Genomic DNA, 15,533 nt, shown 5'->3' with positions numbered 1-15,533 from the left:
CCCGGGTGGCGGCGGAGTCTCCCGCGCTACCCGGAGTACGGGCGCACGCAGGTGTCCTGCGCCGCACTCTGCCCGTCGACGTTCGCCGGCAGGCTCTCGGGCTGCGTCTCGGTGCCGGGCTGCGTCTCGGTGCCGGGCTGCGCCTCGGTTCCGGGCGTCGTCGTCGGTCCTTCGGACGGCGAGGCGACCGGCGGGGTGGCCAGCTCGCTGCCGCGGCCGGTGTGGTCGGCGCTGATGTTCACCGTCTCGCCCGAGGTCACCCCTTCCATCAGCGCGGCCGCGGCCTGCTCATCGGGGACGACACGATCGCCCGCCGGAAGGTGCGGATAGGAGACGAACGCGATGTTCTCGAGGGGGAGGTCGCTGAAGACCTTCGCCATCGACGCGAGGGTGCCGAGGTCGGCGAGCGGCGTGGACAGCGTCATGTTCCTGGTCGCCGCATCGGCGATCCCGTAGAGCTTCACCGGATCCGTCAAGGTGGACCGATCGCGGAGCGTGCGCACCAGAGAGGAGAGGAACACCTGCTGCGTCGAGATGCGGGCGAGGTCGCTCCCGTCGCCGATGCCGTAGCGGGAGCGCAGGAGCGCCAGAGCCTGTTCTCCGCTGAGGTCGTAGGTCCCGGCTTCGGGGATCTCCAAGCCGGAGTGCCGATCGTGTACCGGGCCGGCGAAGCAGATGGGCACGCCGCCGACCGCGTCGGAAGCGTCGATCACCCCGGTGAAGCTGATCTCCGCCGCGTAGGCGAGATCGATCCCGGTGAGTGCCGTGACCGTGGAGGCGACGCACCCCAGTCCGCCGCGGGCGAGGGACTCGTTGAACTGCACCCGGTGACCGGCATCCCAGGTCTTCCCGGAGTCGGGGTCGGTGCATGCGGGCATGTCGACGAGCAGATCGCGCGGGAAGGAGATCACGGTGGCCGCGTCGTGCGACTCGTTCACGTGCAGCAGCAGCGTCACGTCGTTCCTGCTGCCTTCGACGTCGCCGCCCTCACCGTACTGTGCCCCCTGCCCTGCGCGACCGTCGGAACCGACGAGCAGCACGTCGAACTCGCCGTCGAAATCCGCGACGACGGGTGGCTCGTCCGTGCGTGCGGGGTGCAGGTCGACCGTGGTGACGTTCTGCGACAACCGGATCGCCGCGACCGCGACCGTTCCTCCGCCGATGACCAGGACGGCGATTGCGGTCAGGGTGAGGAAGCGCCGCAGGCGTCTCCGGCGCTGTCCGCTCGGAGACGCCTGTCTGCGCGGAGAAGGGGACGGGGGAAGACTCATGGGCACGACCTCTCGACATCGGCGAACGGCCAGTGTCGAGGAGGAATGTCACACGAGTGTCACACGCGGGGCATGGTCACACGGAACGTCGCCCCGGGAGACCGGACCAGGAGTGTGAGGTCTCCGCCGAGGAGCCGTGCGTTGTCGCGGGCGATCGCGAGACCGAGCCCCGTTCCCACCCCGTCGGAGCGCGAACGGTCGGTGGTGACGAAGCGGTCGAACACCCGCTCCGCGTCGGCCTCGGCGATGCCGGGGCCCTGGTCGCCGACGTCGATGTGCACCGCGTCCCAGTCTTCGTGCACCCGGACGGTGAGGGGTGGTCGCCCGTGCCTGGAGGCGTTCGTGAGCAGGTTCGCCACCACGGTGTGCAGCCGGGCGGGGTCGGTGTGGACGCGGAGATCGGGGGAGATCGACACCTCGACGTGATCGACCCCTGTCGCGTCGATCACGTCGTGCAGCAGATCGGGGAGAGAGACGGTCGTGCGGTGCACGCGCGCGACCCCGGCGTCGAGGCGGGAGAGTTCGAGCAGGTGCTCGATCAGCGAGTGCAGGCGGCGGGTTCCGGTGCGTACGACCGCGGCGGCGACCGCCCGCTCCTCCGCCGTCGTCTGCTCGTCGTCGTCGAGGAGTTCGTCGACCGCCATCATCGACGTGAGGGGCGTGCGCAGCTCATGGGCGACGTCGCTGACGAGCCGTCGGGACTCCGCTTCCCGGCGCTGCAGCTGCGCGATGGTGGACCCCAACTGTTCGGAGGAGAGGCGAAGAGCATCGGCCACCCGGTCGACGTCGTCGAACGACGGTTTCCACGCCGGTGGCCCCTCGCCGGACCCGACCGCCTGCGCGGTGTCGACCAGACGGCGGAGCGGGCGTGTCAACGCTCCGCCGAGAAGGCGTTCGAGCAGCACGACGAGCACCACCACGCCGCCGCTCAGGAGCGCCCCGGAGATGACGAGCTCCCGCACCTGCTCCCGCTGCGGCTCCATCGAGTACGCCGTGACCACGGCGAGTCGGGCGCTCGGGTCCTGGGGGAGATCGTCCCGCACCACGGAGACGAAGAAGACGTCGCGCCCTTCGAGCGTGGTCATCAGCGACGTCAGGTCTCCGGAGCGACGGGTGTCGTCGATGGCGAGCGCATCCGGCACCTGGTCCGGCCGGAGCTCGCCCGCGCTCCGGCCGCTGTCGAGGTCGATGATGACCGTCTCGCCGGGAAGGATCTCGGCGTAGTACTTCCAGGTGTCCTCGGGGGACCCGGTGGAGATGGAGGTGAACAGGGCGTCCGCGGTGGTCGAGAACTCGTCGAGCAGCCCCTGTTGCCGGGATTCGTAGACGATCCGTCCCGCGGTGAGCACCACCACCCCGGTGACGAGGACCGACACCGCGATCGTGCTGCCCACGAGGGCGAGCGCGATCGCCGCACGGAGGGTGGGGCGACGCCGACGTGCGGTCATCGCAGCCGGTACCCGATCCCGCGGATGGTCTCCAGCTGCGGCGTCGAGACGTTCGCTGCGGTCAGTTTGGCACGCAGCCGCTGGATGGCGGTGTCCACGACCCGCGGGGTGTCGGGCGGCGACTGCGCCCAGACCGCGTCGATCAGTCGGGAGCGGCTCAGAGCGTGTCCGTCATTCAGGGCCAGCTCATGGAGGAGCCGGAACTCGGTGGCGCTCAGCGGGAGGGGCTCGCCGTCGGCCAGCGCCTCGGCGGAGTCCTCGTGCAGTTCGAGCGACCCGACACGCAGGGGCTCCACGGTGAGGCGGGAGCTGCGACGCAGAACCGTCCGCAGGCGTGCTTCGAGCACGGCCACGCTGACGGGCTTGGCGATGTAGTCGTCGGCTCCGGCGTCGAGGCCGACGACGACGTCTGCATCCTCGTCTCGCGCGGTGAGCATCACGGTCGGGAAGCCCCATCGGGTGCGGATCTCTCGGCACAGCGAGAACCCGTCGCCGTCCGGGAGCATGACGTCGATGATCGCGACATCCGGGACGATGAGTGCGGCGAGCCGGCGGGCCGAGGCGACATCCTCGGCTGTATCGACGGTGTGACCCCGGCGTCGCAGAGCGGTCGTGAAACCGAGGCGGATCTCCGCATCGTCGTCCACGAGCATGACCTTCATCAGGCGCCCACCTCCTCGGCCATCGTGCGCTTGCGATGATAGACGGGCGCGCCCGTGCGCATGCTCCACGCCCGTGGTCGCACGGGCCGCAGGAGATCGCACGCGGCGCAGGAGGCCGTCAGGCGGACCGGCTACCCTCGTGCCATGCGCCGAATCGTGGTCCTCCCCGTCGTCCTCGCTGCCGGACTCGCCGCCGGGCTCCTCGCCGGGTGCTCGCAGGTGACGCAGATGGCCGGCGACGCCGTGGGCATCGACGTGCAGGCGACCTGCACGACGATCGACGACGCCTACGGGCAGTACCAGTCGCTGCTCGACCAGGGTGAGGTCTCGGCGGAGCAGGCCGATGCCGCCCGCGATGAGCTCGTCGCATCGCTCGAGGGGCTCGCGGCGAACGTCGACGGCCAGCTGGGAGACCTCATCCGCTCGGGTGCCACGCAGATCGGCGGCATGACAGACCTGCAGGCTCCAGAGACGGTCGAGGCGATCGAGCAGCTCAAGGACTCGGCCTCGGCGTTCTGCGGCTGATCCTCCGGCCTGTGAGACGATGCCGGAGATGAGCACTGCTGCTGAAGACGAGCTCCGCGTCCTGCGGGCCCGCGCCTATGGTCCGACGGCGGACATCGAGAACGACCCGGCCGCACTCCGGCGCCTCCAGCAGCTGGAAGCGATGCGGCAGCCGAAGCCCGCGGTGGCCGATGCCATCGTGCCCGTTCCCGACGTCGAGCAGCTCGGGCGGGCTGCCCGAAACCGATCGGCCGACTCCGCTCGGCACGAGACATGGCCGGGAGAAGGCGCGCCGGAGCCGGAGGGGGACGCGCTCGACGTGTTCGCCGACGCCCCCGCCGATGTTCCCGCCGATCCGTCGGGTCCGGTCGCACCGAAGGAGGAACCGGCGGAGCGCATGGCGGCCTGGTTCTCGGAGCGCACGACCACGGTCCTCTGGTGGGTCGCGATCGTGGCTGCTGCCGCGATCTCGGCGGCCGTCACCTTCGCTCTCGTGAAGATCGCTCCCGTCGCCGTCTCCTCCGGAGCGCCGCAGATCGCCACCCTCGAACCCACGTCGGCCCTGCAGATCCCGGCAGGGTGGATGGGAGCCGGCCCGAGTTCCGCCGTGTTCGACTTCTACGGCCTGGCTCTGATGGAGACCACGGGAGGGTATGGCGGCGGGGGCATCGGGAGCGAGTGCTTCACCGTCGCCCGGGCCGACCAGGTTCCGAAAGTGGAGGAGTTCGACGCCTCCTCGAGCTGGAGCTACGACGGACCCATCTACACCGGCTGCGCCGTCGGCACGTTCCCCGCGACCGTCGAGGTGCCGTTCGACAGCAGCGCGCCGAAGGAACTCAGCGAACGGTTCCCCTCGGGAACGGCGCTGCAGTTCGTGTACGACGGCGAGCGCGTCGGGGTCTTCCTCGACAGCGACGGAGCAGACCGCTAGGCGACGACCGGATCCCGGTCGTCGGACGTGCCGGCTGTCACCGAGGCGCGCTGCCGTTCGGCGTACTGCGTGCCCCACCGTGTCAGTTCGACGAGCAGCGGCGTCGCGGTCGTGCCGAGTTCGCTGAGGCGATACTCGACCTTCGGCGGCACCTGCCGGTACACCGTGCGGGTGATGAGTCCGTCCTCCTCCAGCTCGCGCAGCTGGCGGGTGAGCACGCGCGCGGTGGGGTTCTCCAAGAGGCGCCCGAGTTCTCCGAACCGCAGCACCTCGTGCTCGCCGAGAAGCGTGAGGATGCTCGGCTTCCAGGCCCCGCCGAGGACCGCTATCGACACCTCGGCGTCGCATGACTCCGACCAGTCGCGCACGATCCGCTCGGTCTTCTCCCTCATCGCACCCTCCTCGTGCCGGTCGCCCATAGTATCCACTGTGTCAGTACGTGACAGGAATGACCGTACTTGCAGCTTCTGTCTGTACTTTACAGACTGAACACGTGACTTCCGCCCCCACCGTGACCGCTGCGCGTTCGACCCTTCGTCTCTGGTTCGCGATGGTGCCTCTGCTGCTCGGGATCCTGATCGGCGCGCTCGCCATCAGCAGCGTCTCCACGGCGCTTCCGGCCATCCGCGGCGAGCTCGCCCTCAGCGACACCGAGGGTCTCTGGCTCGCCGACGTCTACGCACTCTCGCTCGCAGCGACGCTCATCCTCGCGGCGCGGATCGGCGACGCCTTCGGGCGGAAGCGGATCGTGCTGATCGGCCTCGCCGGATTCGCGGTGCTTAACGGGGTCGGCGGATTCGCGCAGAGCGGACTGCTGCTCATCGCGGTCCGGGCGCTCCTCGGCGTCGCCGAGGCGTTCGTCGTCGCCGGCGTGGTCGCCACGATCGGTGCGAAGTACCACGCCAGGGAACGAGTGCTGGCGTACGGGCTGTGGACGGCGACGTTCGGAGTGGGCAGTGCGCTGGGACCGGTTCTGGGTGGGCTCCTCGCGGAGGGGCCGGGATGGCGCTGGCTGCTGCTGGGGAGCGTGCCCCTGGCAGTGCTCGCCGGCGTGCTCGCCCTCTGGCTGGTGCCCGATTCCCGCAGCTCCCGGGCGCCGTCATGGGATCTTCCGAGCATCGCCACGTCGATCGTGGCTCTCGGCGCGCTCGCCTTCGCCCTGCACGAGGCGCTCGTCGCCCCCGTGCCGGCGGGGATCGCCGCAGTGGTCGCCGTCGGCAGTCTCGTGTTCTTCGTCCTTCGCCAGCGGAGGCTGTCCGAACCGCTCATCGACATGCGCCTGTTCGGGATCCCGGGATTCAGTCCCGCCATCACCCGCATCCTCGTCGCGAGCGGCGTCTCCTCGGCATCCGTGCTCCTGGTGAGCCTGCACCTGCAGGACACGAGAGGATGGAGCGCCGCCGAGGCCGGTCTCGCGATCCTCCCGCAGGCGGCAGCCATCGCGATCGGCGGAGTGATCGCCCCGATCGCGCTCCGCTGGGTGCGGGCCGAAGCGCTCACCGTCGGTGCGCTGCTGCTGCAGGCGGGCGGAATGGCGTGGCTCTTCACCGATCCCGAGGTCGTCGCCGCGCCGCTGGCTCTGGTCGGCTTCGGCTTCGGCATCGGGGCGACGCTCGCGGCCACCGCGCTCTTCGATGTCACCACCGAAGACGACGCCGGTCAGGTCGGCGCGATCCAGGAGGTCGGCTTCGCGCTGGGCGGCGGTCTCGGGATCGCGGTTCTGGGAACGATCGCCGCGGTGGTCGTCGGCGGCTTCACCACGGCGGTGCTCGTCGCCGCGATCGTCGTGGTCGCCGCTGCCGTGATGCCGCTCGTCCGTCGCCGGACCGTGGCTCCGCAGCAGTCGATCGGCTGACGGGGTCGGTCAGCGCCGGTCCTGCTCCAGAGCGGTGCGCGCCAGCTCTCGCGCCACCTGGAACGGCTCGGCGAAGGTCTCCATTCCGACCGTGACGATCGCACCTTCGTAGAGCAGCATCATGGCCTTCGACATCAGGGCGGGTTTCGAGAGGCGCGCTTCGCGGCACAGCTCGAAGAACAGCTCCAGCAGCCAGGCCTTCTGCCGCGACACCTCGGGAAAGACCGGGTGGCCGTCGTGGCCGTCGCCGATCTCCGCTCGGGCGTTGATGGCACTGCACCCTTTCGGGCTGTATTCGTCGGACCAGGTGATCGCCGCGTCGAACACGGCGAGGACCCGATCGATGCCGGGCTCGGGAGTGCGGTCGAGGTGCCGGGCGACGTGCGCGCGCCAGAGTGCGTCGCGGTGCTGGAGGTAGGAGACGACCAGGGCTTCCTTCGAGCCGAACCGATCGTAGAGCGTCTTCTTCGTGACCCCGGCCGCGTCGGCGATGGTGTCGACGCCGACCGCATGGATGCCGCGTTCATAGAAGAGTCGTGACGCCGCGTCGAGCACACGGGTGGCGCCGGGGGTGAGCGGGGCGAGTTCGGGAACCGGGACGGCCATGTCTTCACTATACCGCTCTGACTACACCGACCGGTATAGTCATGGAGATGAGTAAACAGATCGGTGTACTTCGTCTCGTGGTGACGGTGCTGGCCTCCGCGGCGTTCGTCGTGACGTGGAGCTCCGGCTTCCTCGTGCCCGCGATCGCCGTCGAGGCCGTGGCGCCCCTGACCCTGCTCGTGTGGCGGTTCGTGCCGCTCGCGGTGATCCTGGTCGTCATCGTGGTGCTCACCGGGGCCTCCGAGGGCATCACTCGCGTCGATGTCGGGCGGCAGGCGCTCATCGGCTTCTTCGCGCAGTTCGGCTACTGTGCATCGGTCTATGCGGCGATCGCGGCGGGCGTCGCGACAGGGACGACCGCGCTGATCGACGCAGTGCAGCCGCTCATCGTCGCGGTCCTGGTCGGTCCGCTGCTGGGCCTGCGCGTCCGCGGAGTGCAGTGGGCCGGACTCCTCGTCGGGGCGGCGGGTGTGCTCCTGGTCGTGCGGTCGCAGCTCGACGATTCGGAGGCGCACCGGTCCAGCTATGTGTGGCCGGCGCTGGCGATGGTCTGCCTGATCGTCGGCACGTTCCTCCAGCGCCGCTCGGCGCCGCGGACCGGCACCCTCGTCACGCTGGCCATCCACGTGACCGTGACGGCCGTGGCACTCGTGCCCATCGCCGCGGTCTTCGGAGCGCTCGCGCCCCCGGCATCCGTCTCGTTCTGGCTCGCCGCAGGATTCGCCGCCGCCTTCCCGACTCTCGCCGCCTACGGGCTGTACTGGTGGCTGCTGCGCCGGGTGGGCATCACAGCATTGAACGCGCTGCTCTTCCTGGTCGCTCCGACGACCGCAGCCGCGGGAGCGCTGCTGCTCGGGGAGCCGCTCACCGTCATCACGCTCCTCGGATTCGTCCTGTGCGCCGCCGGCGTCGCGGCCGTGCTCGTGAGCGAAGCACGCGCCGGGGGAGAGGGTGAGCGCGATGTTACGATGGCGACGGCAGCTGCGAGGGAGTGACGACCCTCGGCCTTCGGGCAGGCGGCTCCCGCGCGTCCGGCGTATCGACGAGAGGCCGATGAGCGATCGGCGAAGGTGTGGTGGCACCGCGATCTAGCCCCCGCCCGCACCTCCAGGGCTTTCGCCACCTGGAGGAATCATGTCGTCATCCGACCCCGCTCGCACTCTCGCCGCCCGGCTTCCGTTCACGCCCCCTGGCGCGCGCATCACCCTCATGGGACACGTGCATCGGCGCAGGGAACTCGCCACCGTGTCGTTCCTTATCCTGCGCGACCGCACCGGACTCGCGCAGATCGTGTTCCGGCCCGAACAGCTGCCGGAGGGCGGCCTGCCGGGTGAGGAGACGGTCGTGCGCATCGAAGGCACGGCCACGGCGAACGCGCATGCCCCCGGCGGCATCGAGGTGACCGCTCCCGACATCACCCTGCTCTCGGAGCCCGCGCGCACCCCGGTCGTCGAGCTGTGGCGTCCCACACTCGACGCCGCGCTTCCGACCGTGCTCGACCATGCGGCCGTGACCTGGCGGCATCCTGCCCAGCGTGCCAAGTGGGAGCTGGCGGCGGCGAGCATGCGCGCATTCCGTCACGCGCTCGACGCCGAGGGATTCACCGAGATCCAGACGCCCAAGCTCGTCGACTCCGTCACGGAGTCGGGGGCCAACGTGTTCCCCGTCGACTACTTCGGCACCACCGCCTACCTCGCGCAGAGTCCGCAGTTCTTCAAGCAGCAGCTGGTCGGCGTCTTCGAGCGCGTCTACGAGACGGGGCCTGTGTTCCGAGCCGAGCCGCACGACACGGTGAGGCACCTCGCCGAATACGTGTCGCTCGACGCCGAGCTGGGCTTCATCCGCGACCATCGCGATGTGCTCGCGCTGCTGCATCGGGTCCTGCTCGGCATGATCGACGGCATCCGCACCGAGAGCGCGGAGGCCGTCGAGCGCCTCGGTCTCGCTCTTCCGACGATCCCCGCCGAGATCCCGGTGATCCACTTCCAGGACGCGCTGCGACGGGTCGGCGCCCCGGACGACGAGCCCGACCTGGCTCCGGCGCACGAGCGCGCTCTCGGCGAATGGGCGAAGGAGCGGTACGGCAGCGACGTGCTCGCCGTGGAGGGGTATCCGATGCGCAAGCGGCCCTTCTACACGCACCCCCAGCCGGACGACCCGCGGTGGAGCAACAGCTTCGACCTGATCTTCCGCGGCCTCGAGCTCGTGACCGGCGGGCAACGCCTGCACCGTCACTCCGAGTACGTCGCGGCCATCGAGGCGCGGGGCGAATCGCCCGACGCCTACTCTGCGTACCTCTCGGCCTTCGCCCACGGGATGCCGCCGCATGGCGGTTTCGCGATCGGCCTGGAGCGCTGGGTGTCGCGGCTCATCGAGGCGTCGAACATCCGGGAGGTGACGCTCTTCCCACGCGACCTGCACCGGCTCACCCCGTGAGCGGTCGGCGTCGGCATCCGTCGTGACTCCGCGGGTCGCGGTGCGCGATAGCATCTGTTCCATGAACTTCAACCTCTCCGCATGGTGGTGGCTGCGATAGCAGCCGGTTGAAGCATGATCACGGGCTGCGCGGCAGTTCGTGACAGCACCCGAGAACTCCGTGCGGCTCCCGACGCAGGGAGAGACAGATGGATTCGTTCACCGCGACCGCGCAGCGATCGACGGAGGTCGCCGACGCCGTGGCCGGGCACCCGGAGAGGTTCCGCGTGCTCACGGGGGAGCGCCCGACCGGGGCGCTCCACCTCGGACATTTCTTCGGCACCATCCGGGAGCGCGTGCGGCTGCAGGATGCCGGGGTCGAGACGTTCCTCGTGCTCGCCGACTACCAGGTCATCACCGATCGCGACACGACGGCGCACGTGCGCGACAACGTGTACGGCGCCGTCCTCGACTACCTCGCCGCGGGGATCGACCCGCAGCGGACGACGATCTTCACCCACTCGTCGGTTCCGGCGCTGAACCAGTTGCTGCTGCCGTTCCTCAGCCTCGTCACCGAGGCGGAGCTGCACCGGAACCCGACGGTCAAGTCGGAGCTCGAGGCGTCGGGGCGGGCGCTCAGCGGGCTGCTGCTGACCTACCCGGTGCATCAGGCCGCCGACATCCTCTTCTGCAAGGGCAACCTCGTGCCGGTGGGGAAGGACAACCTGCCGCATGTGGAGATGACGCGGGTGATCGCTCGGCGGTTCAACGACCGGTACGGCGCGATCTTCCCGGTTCCGGAGGCGCTGATCACCGCGACCCCGGAGGTGCCGGGGCTCGACGGCCGGAAGATGTCGAAGAGCTACGGCAACGCGATCGCGCTGTCGATGACACCGGACGAGACCGTCGCGGCGATCCGTCGCACACGGACCGATCAGGATCGGCGGATCACCTTCGACCCGCAGCATCGCCCCGGCATCTCGGCGCTTCTGACGACGGCCGCTCTGTGCCTGGACGTCTTTCCCGAGGAGCTGGCGGATCGCATCGGCGACGGCGGCAGCAGCGCGTTGAAGTCGCTCGCCGCCACCGCTGTGAACGAGTTCCTCGCTCCCCTGCGGGAGCGCCGCCGAGCTTTCGCCGCTGATCCCGACCTCGTACGCTCCGTGCTCCGCCGGGGGAACGAGCGTGCCCGTGGCATCGCCGACGCGACCCTCGACGAGGTGCGGGAGGCGATGGGGACCGTGTACTGAGTGCGCATGCCTGCCGCGGCGGTGGCGCTCGCTAGGGGCGGCGCGCTTCGATGAGGTGACGGGTCGAGTGCGCGATGAACGGACCGTCCTGCTGGATCAGGTCGTGGAGGTCGCGCAGTCGGTCGCGGCTGTTCTCCACGGTGAATCCCGGCACCCACCAGATCACCTTGCGCAGGAGATAGACAGCGGCGGCGACGTCGTGGATCTCGATGCGCAGGCGCGCGGTGCGCAGGTCCACGATCTCGAGCCCGGCAGCCTCCGCGGCGGCGACCTCATCATCCTGGTGGCGTCCGCGGCGTGCCTCGGGCTGCGGGCCCAGGAAGAACTCGATCAGCTCGAACGCGCTCGCCGGCCCCACGTGCTGCGCGAAATAGGTGCCGTCGTGCGTCAGCACCCGTGCGATCTCCGACCACCAGATCGTCGCGGGGTGTCTGCTGGTGACCAGGTCGAAGGCCTCGTCGGCGAAGGGCAGTGGAGGCTCGTCGGGGTCGGCGACGACCACCACTCCGCGAGGGTGCAGCAGCTGCGTCGCGCGACGCACGTTCGGGGGCCACGACTCGGTCGCCACGGCCGCTAGCGGGAAAGACGCCGCTTCGGCGAGCACCTCGCCGCCCCCGGTCTGGATGTCGAGCGACGCCGAAGCGGTGCCGAGACGGTCGGACAGCAGGCGGGCGTAGCCCCACGGCGGCCTCTCCTCGGTCGCTCGGCCATCCAGCCAGGCGAAGTCCCACCCGGTGACGTCAGCGGTGTCGCCGGCCTCGATCAGCGCCTCGAAGGAATCCGTCATGGGTCGATTCTCCCAGCCCGGTCTACTACGGGTGAGATGCCCCGGCCCGCCTTCCGTTCCTCGCGCTCCTGCGGTCTACTGGACGCGAATCGACCGATGGGCGGGAAGGAAGATCGACATGTATCGGAGCAACGGAAACTACGAGGCCTTCGCGCGGCCCCGCAAACCCGAAGGGGCGGACGACAAGACCGTGTGGCTGGTCGGGGGCGGCCTCGCCGCGATGGCGGCGGCGATCTTCATGATCCGCGATGGCCAGATCGCCGGCGAGCGGATCACGATCCTCGAGGAGCTGGGTCTTCCCGGTGGAGCGCTCGACGGCATCAAGTATCCGGAGAAGGGATTCGTGATCCGCGGCGGGCGCGAGCTCGAGGACCACATGGAGTGTCTGTGGGATCTGTTCCGCTCGGTGCCATCGCTCGAGATCGACGGCGCCAGCGTGCTCGACGAGTTCTACTGGCTGAACAAGGACGACCCGAACTCGTCCCTGTGCCGGGTGACGGAGAAGCAGGGGCAGGACGCCCACACCAACAAGCTGTTCACGCTCTCCGACAAGGCGCAGAAGGACATCATCGATGTGATCCTCGCCACGCGGGAGCAGATGGAGGGCAAGCGCATCGATGAGGTATTCGGCGAGGAGTTCCTCGCGAGCAACTTCTGGCTCTATTGGCGCACGATGTTCGCCTTCGAGGAGTGGCACTCCGCCCTGGAGATGAAGCTGTACCTCCACCGTTTCATGCACCACATCGGCGGTCTCCCCGACTTGTCGGCGCTCAAGTTCACGAAGTACAACCAGTACGAATCGCTCGTGCTGCCGATGCGGAAGTACCTCGACGACCACGGGGTGCGGTTCCGCTTCCATCACACCGTCACCGACGTGCACTTCGACCTCACGGGCGGGCGCAAGCAGGCGACGCGCATCGACTGGATCGTGGATGGCGAGCCTGGTGGCGTGGACCTCGGACCGGACGATCTGTGCCTCATGACGATCGGGTCGCTGACGGAGAACTCCGACAACGGCGATCAGAACACGGCGCCCCGGCTCCTCGACGGTCCCGCCCCTGCGTGGGACTTCTGGAAGAAGGTCGCCGCGAAGTCGCCCGACTTCGGGCGCCCCGAGGTGTTCTGCAACGACATCGACAAGACGAAGTGGGAGTCGGCGACGGTCACCACGATCGACGAGCGCATCCCCGCGTACATCGAGAAGATCGCGCAGCGCGACCCCTTCTCGGGGAAGGTCGTCACCGGTGGCATCGTCACGGCGAAGGACTCGTCGTGGCTGATGAGCTGGACCGTGAACCGGCAACCGCATTTCAAGGCGCAGAAGCCCAACGAGATCGTGGTGTGGGTGTACGGGCTGTTCGTCGAGACGCCGGGCGACTTCATCAAGAAGCCGATGCAGGACTGCACGGGCGAGGAGATCGCGCAGGAGTGGCTGTATCACCTCGGCGTTCCCGTCGCGGACATTCCCGAGCTCGCCGCATCCGCCGCGAAGACGGTGCCGGTGATGATGCCGTACGTCACGTCGTTCTTCCTGCCGCGCAAGGCCGGCGACCGCCCGCAGGTGGTGCCGGACGGCAGCGTGAACTTCGCCTTCCTCGGTCAGTTCGCCGAGACCACCCGCGACACCATCTTCACGACCGAGTATTCGGTGCGCACCGCGATGGAGGCGACCTATCAGCTGCTCGACATCGAGCGCGGTGTGCCGGAGGTGTTCAACTCCACCTACGACATCCGCTACCTGCTGAAGGCGACCGCGCGGTTGCGCGACGGCGAGGCCGTGCACATCCCCGGGCCGAACTTCGTGAAGGGCAAGCTTCTCGACAAGCTCGACAACACCCAGATGGGCGAGCTCCTCACCGACTTCGGTCTGATCCCGGCGCACGGAAGCACGACCAGGCGCGAGCGAGCGGACGACGCCATCGAGTGACCGGCTGCGGGGGAGTGGGACGCGGCCTCGCTCCCCCGCAGTGGAGTCGCCTTTGCGCGGCGCAATTTCGAGTGAAGGCGGGGCGCACGCGTGAGACGCTCGGCGACGCGCACAATGGGGGGACGATGACGACCGCCTTCTCTCGTTCCGTGTCCGTGGTGATCCCGGTGCGGAACGATGCCCGCCTGCTGGAGGTGTGTCTGCGGGCGCTCGAGCATCAGACCCGGATCGCCGATGAGATCGTCATCGTCGACAACGGCAGCAGCGACGACACGGCCGCCGTCGCCGAGGGCTTCGGGGCACGGGTCGTCACCGAGCCGGTCCCGGGCATCCCGCGCGCATCGGCGGCCGGCTACGACGCGGCGACGAGCGACATCATCGCCCGGCTCGACGCCGATTCCCGCCCGGGGCCGGATTGGGTGGAGCGGATCGAGCGCACCTTCCGCGACCGCCCCGACGTCGACTTCGTCACCGGCGAACCGCGCTTCTACGGTTCGACGCCTCTGGTGCATTGGATGGGGACGCACCTGTACATCGGCGGCATGTACGCCTCGATGGCTCCGGTCCTCGGGCACGCACCCCTCTATGGATCGAACATGGCGATGCGTGCCTCCGTCTGGCGGGTGCTGAGCGGAGAGGTGCATCGGGAGGCGACGAACATCCACGACGACTTCGACCTGTCGTTCCATGTGCGTCCGGAGATGACGGTGCTGCGCGATCGGGGCCTCGTGGTCGAGGTGTCGGCGCGACCGTTCCAGGACTGGGCGTCTCTGCGACGGCGGTTGAGCTACGTGCTGCCCACGGTGCGGTTGCATCTGTCGCCGGAGCCTCTGCATCAGCGGCGCCGGGCTCGGCGCGAGGCCGATAGGTCCGCAGCCGGTCGGTGACGCCGGAGGCGGGTCAGTCGCGAGCCCGCGTGTAGAGATCGAGCAGGTCGGCGGTCAGCTGGTGCGGTGTGGTCTCGCTCGGGCTGTGTCCCGTCGGGTACGCCCGGAACTCCGCGCCGATCTCGCGTGCATACCGTTCGTGGGCGGCGAGCGGCCACAGGTCGTGCGATCCCGCGACGACGAGCTTGGGCATCGGCAATCCCCGCACGCGGCTGCGCAGATCGGGAGCGGCCATCATCAGGCCGACGATCTCATCGACGCTGCGTCTGCTCGTGAGCGCGAACCGCGAGCGGACGAACTCGAGGCGCCGTGGGGGCACCCGGTTCTTGTTCGTCACGATCCCCCAGATCATGAGGCCGGCGCCGCGACGAGGACTCGCGATCGGGGCGAGGGGTCCCAGCCACTTCATGCTCGCGAACACGTTGCCGGAACCGGGAGGAGTGGTCAGGAGCGTGAGGGAGAGCACGAGGTCGGGGCGACGGACGGCGACCAGCTGTGCGACGGTGCCGGCGAACGAGTACCCGAGCAGATGCGCCGGCGCGCCCGCGTCGAGGAATGCGACCAGGTCGGCGATGAACAGCTCGTACGTGTAGGCGGAGTCCGCGCCGGCCGCGTGCGACTCGTACTGCCCGGCGAGGTCGAACGACTGCACGAAGTACCCCGCCTCGGCCAGCAGCGGCAGCATCAGGGCGAAGTCCTCCTTGGAGCCGGTGGCCCCTGGCACCAGGACCACGCGCGGACGCTCGGGTGCGCCCAGCGAGATCACGGACAACTCGCCGCTGGGGGCACGGAACCACGATCTCGTCGATCCGGCGGGAGGCACGGTCCAGTCGACGTCCCCGATGGCCGCGTCGAGAGAGGCCGGGGCGCCGGGCGCCCGTCCGCTCCTGGAATCAGTCGACACGCTGACACGGTACCGCTCGGTTCCGCCGAGCAGAAGCACGACGCGAGCACATACGCCTTTAGTTGCGCTTTGGCAACTAAAGGCGT

At 69.3% G+C, this 15,533-nt stretch carries 15 protein-coding genes; 8 read left to right on the top strand and 7 right to left on the bottom strand.

Annotated elements, in window-relative coordinates:
* Positions 1-26: 26 nt before the first annotated feature.
* From DW307_RS08310 to DW307_RS08300, 3 genes are read right to left on the bottom strand one after another with little or no spacing between them, the layout of a single operon-like run.
* On the bottom strand, positions 27-1,271 hold the full coding sequence (locus DW307_RS08310; RefSeq protein WP_029267589.1) for an LCP family protein: 1,245 nt from the start codon (positions 1,269-1,271) through the stop codon (positions 27-29).
* 59 nt (positions 1,272-1,330) lie between these two features.
* Positions 1,331-2,719 carry a sensor histidine kinase gene (locus tag DW307_RS08305; protein WP_136024495.1) on the bottom strand — a complete coding sequence of 463 codons (1,389 nt, stop codon included), beginning with the start codon at positions 2,717-2,719 and terminating at the stop codon, positions 1,331-1,333.
* Positions 2,716-3,381, bottom strand: coding sequence for a response regulator transcription factor (locus DW307_RS08300; RefSeq protein WP_051668107.1), 666 nt, complete (start codon positions 3,379-3,381; stop codon positions 2,716-2,718). The genes DW307_RS08305 and DW307_RS08300 overlap by 4 nt, the downstream gene beginning before the upstream one ends.
* A gap of 144 nt (positions 3,382-3,525) precedes the next feature.
* On the opposite strand from DW307_RS08300, the gene DW307_RS08295 reads away from it, so the two are divergent.
* Positions 3,526-3,906 carry a hypothetical protein gene (locus tag DW307_RS08295; RefSeq protein ID WP_029267584.1) on the top strand — a complete coding sequence of 127 codons (381 nt, stop codon included), beginning with the start codon at positions 3,526-3,528 and terminating at the stop codon, positions 3,904-3,906.
* Between the two features lie 28 nt (positions 3,907-3,934).
* The gene (locus DW307_RS08290; RefSeq protein WP_029267582.1) at positions 3,935-4,816 is read left to right on the top strand and encodes a hypothetical protein; all 882 of its coding nucleotides are present in this window, start codon (positions 3,935-3,937) and stop codon (positions 4,814-4,816) included.
* Here the strand turns inward: DW307_RS08290 and DW307_RS08285 are convergent.
* Positions 4,813-5,208: a winged helix-turn-helix transcriptional regulator gene (locus tag DW307_RS08285; protein ID WP_029267580.1), complete on the bottom strand. Its 396-nt coding sequence runs from the start codon at positions 5,206-5,208 to the stop codon at positions 4,813-4,815. The two genes, DW307_RS08290 and DW307_RS08285, sit on opposite strands and share 4 nt — an antisense overlap.
* Positions 5,209-5,309: 101 nt before the next feature.
* Between DW307_RS08285 and DW307_RS08280 the strand changes: the two genes are divergently transcribed.
* Complete coding sequence (locus tag DW307_RS08280; protein WP_168441007.1) at positions 5,310-6,671, top strand: MFS transporter; 1,362 nt, start codon at positions 5,310-5,312, stop codon at positions 6,669-6,671.
* Positions 6,672-6,680: 9 nt separating this feature from the next.
* On the opposite strand, the gene DW307_RS08275 is transcribed toward DW307_RS08280, so the two are convergent.
* Positions 6,681-7,277: a TetR/AcrR family transcriptional regulator gene (locus tag DW307_RS08275; protein WP_029267575.1), complete on the bottom strand. Its 597-nt coding sequence runs from the start codon at positions 7,275-7,277 to the stop codon at positions 6,681-6,683.
* A gap of 47 nt (positions 7,278-7,324) precedes the next feature.
* Here DW307_RS08275 and DW307_RS08270 point away from each other — a divergent pair, with 47 nt between their 5' ends.
* From DW307_RS08270 to trpS, 3 genes are all read left to right on the top strand, one after another.
* Positions 7,325-8,272, top strand: a complete 948-nt coding sequence (locus DW307_RS08270; protein ID WP_240750568.1) for a DMT family transporter — start codon at positions 7,325-7,327, stop codon at positions 8,270-8,272.
* A 139-nt stretch (positions 8,273-8,411) separates the two neighbouring features.
* Complete coding sequence (gene aspS / locus DW307_RS08265; protein ID WP_136024493.1) at positions 8,412-9,713, top strand: aspartate--tRNA(Asn) ligase; 1,302 nt, start codon at positions 8,412-8,414, stop codon at positions 9,711-9,713.
* Positions 9,714-9,901: 188 nt separating this feature from the next.
* The gene (gene trpS / locus DW307_RS08260) at positions 9,902-10,942 is read left to right on the top strand and encodes a tryptophan--tRNA ligase (protein WP_136024492.1); all 1,041 of its coding nucleotides are present in this window, start codon (positions 9,902-9,904) and stop codon (positions 10,940-10,942) included.
* 31 nt (positions 10,943-10,973) lie between these two features.
* Here trpS and DW307_RS08255 read toward each other — a convergent pair whose 3' ends face one another.
* On the bottom strand, positions 10,974-11,729 hold the full coding sequence (locus DW307_RS08255; RefSeq protein WP_136024491.1) for a class I SAM-dependent methyltransferase: 756 nt from the start codon (positions 11,727-11,729) through the stop codon (positions 10,974-10,976).
* Positions 11,730-11,847: 118 nt separating this feature from the next.
* On the opposite strand from DW307_RS08255, the gene DW307_RS08250 reads away from it, so the two are divergent.
* Positions 11,848-13,656 (top strand): oleate hydratase, encoded by a 1,809-nt coding sequence (locus DW307_RS08250; protein ID WP_136024490.1) that lies wholly within the window; start codon positions 11,848-11,850, stop codon positions 13,654-13,656.
* 125 nt (positions 13,657-13,781) lie between these two features.
* The gene (locus DW307_RS08245) at positions 13,782-14,543 is read left to right on the top strand and encodes a glycosyltransferase family 2 protein (RefSeq protein ID WP_136024489.1); all 762 of its coding nucleotides are present in this window, start codon (positions 13,782-13,784) and stop codon (positions 14,541-14,543) included.
* Positions 14,544-14,556: 13 nt separating this feature from the next.
* Here DW307_RS08245 and DW307_RS08240 read toward each other — a convergent pair whose 3' ends face one another.
* A complete protein-coding gene (locus DW307_RS08240) occupies positions 14,557-15,447 on the bottom strand; it encodes an alpha/beta fold hydrolase (RefSeq protein ID WP_029259931.1) in 891 nt (296 codons plus the stop codon).
* Positions 15,448-15,533 lie beyond the last annotated feature (86 nt).

Source organism: Microbacterium sp. K27, from assembly GCF_004794435.1.
Lineage (GTDB): Bacteria > Actinomycetota > Actinomycetes > Actinomycetales > Microbacteriaceae > Microbacterium > Microbacterium maritypicum_A.
The sequence above is the reverse complement of the archived record's forward strand: the minus strand, read 5'-3'. Positions and strand labels throughout refer to the sequence as shown.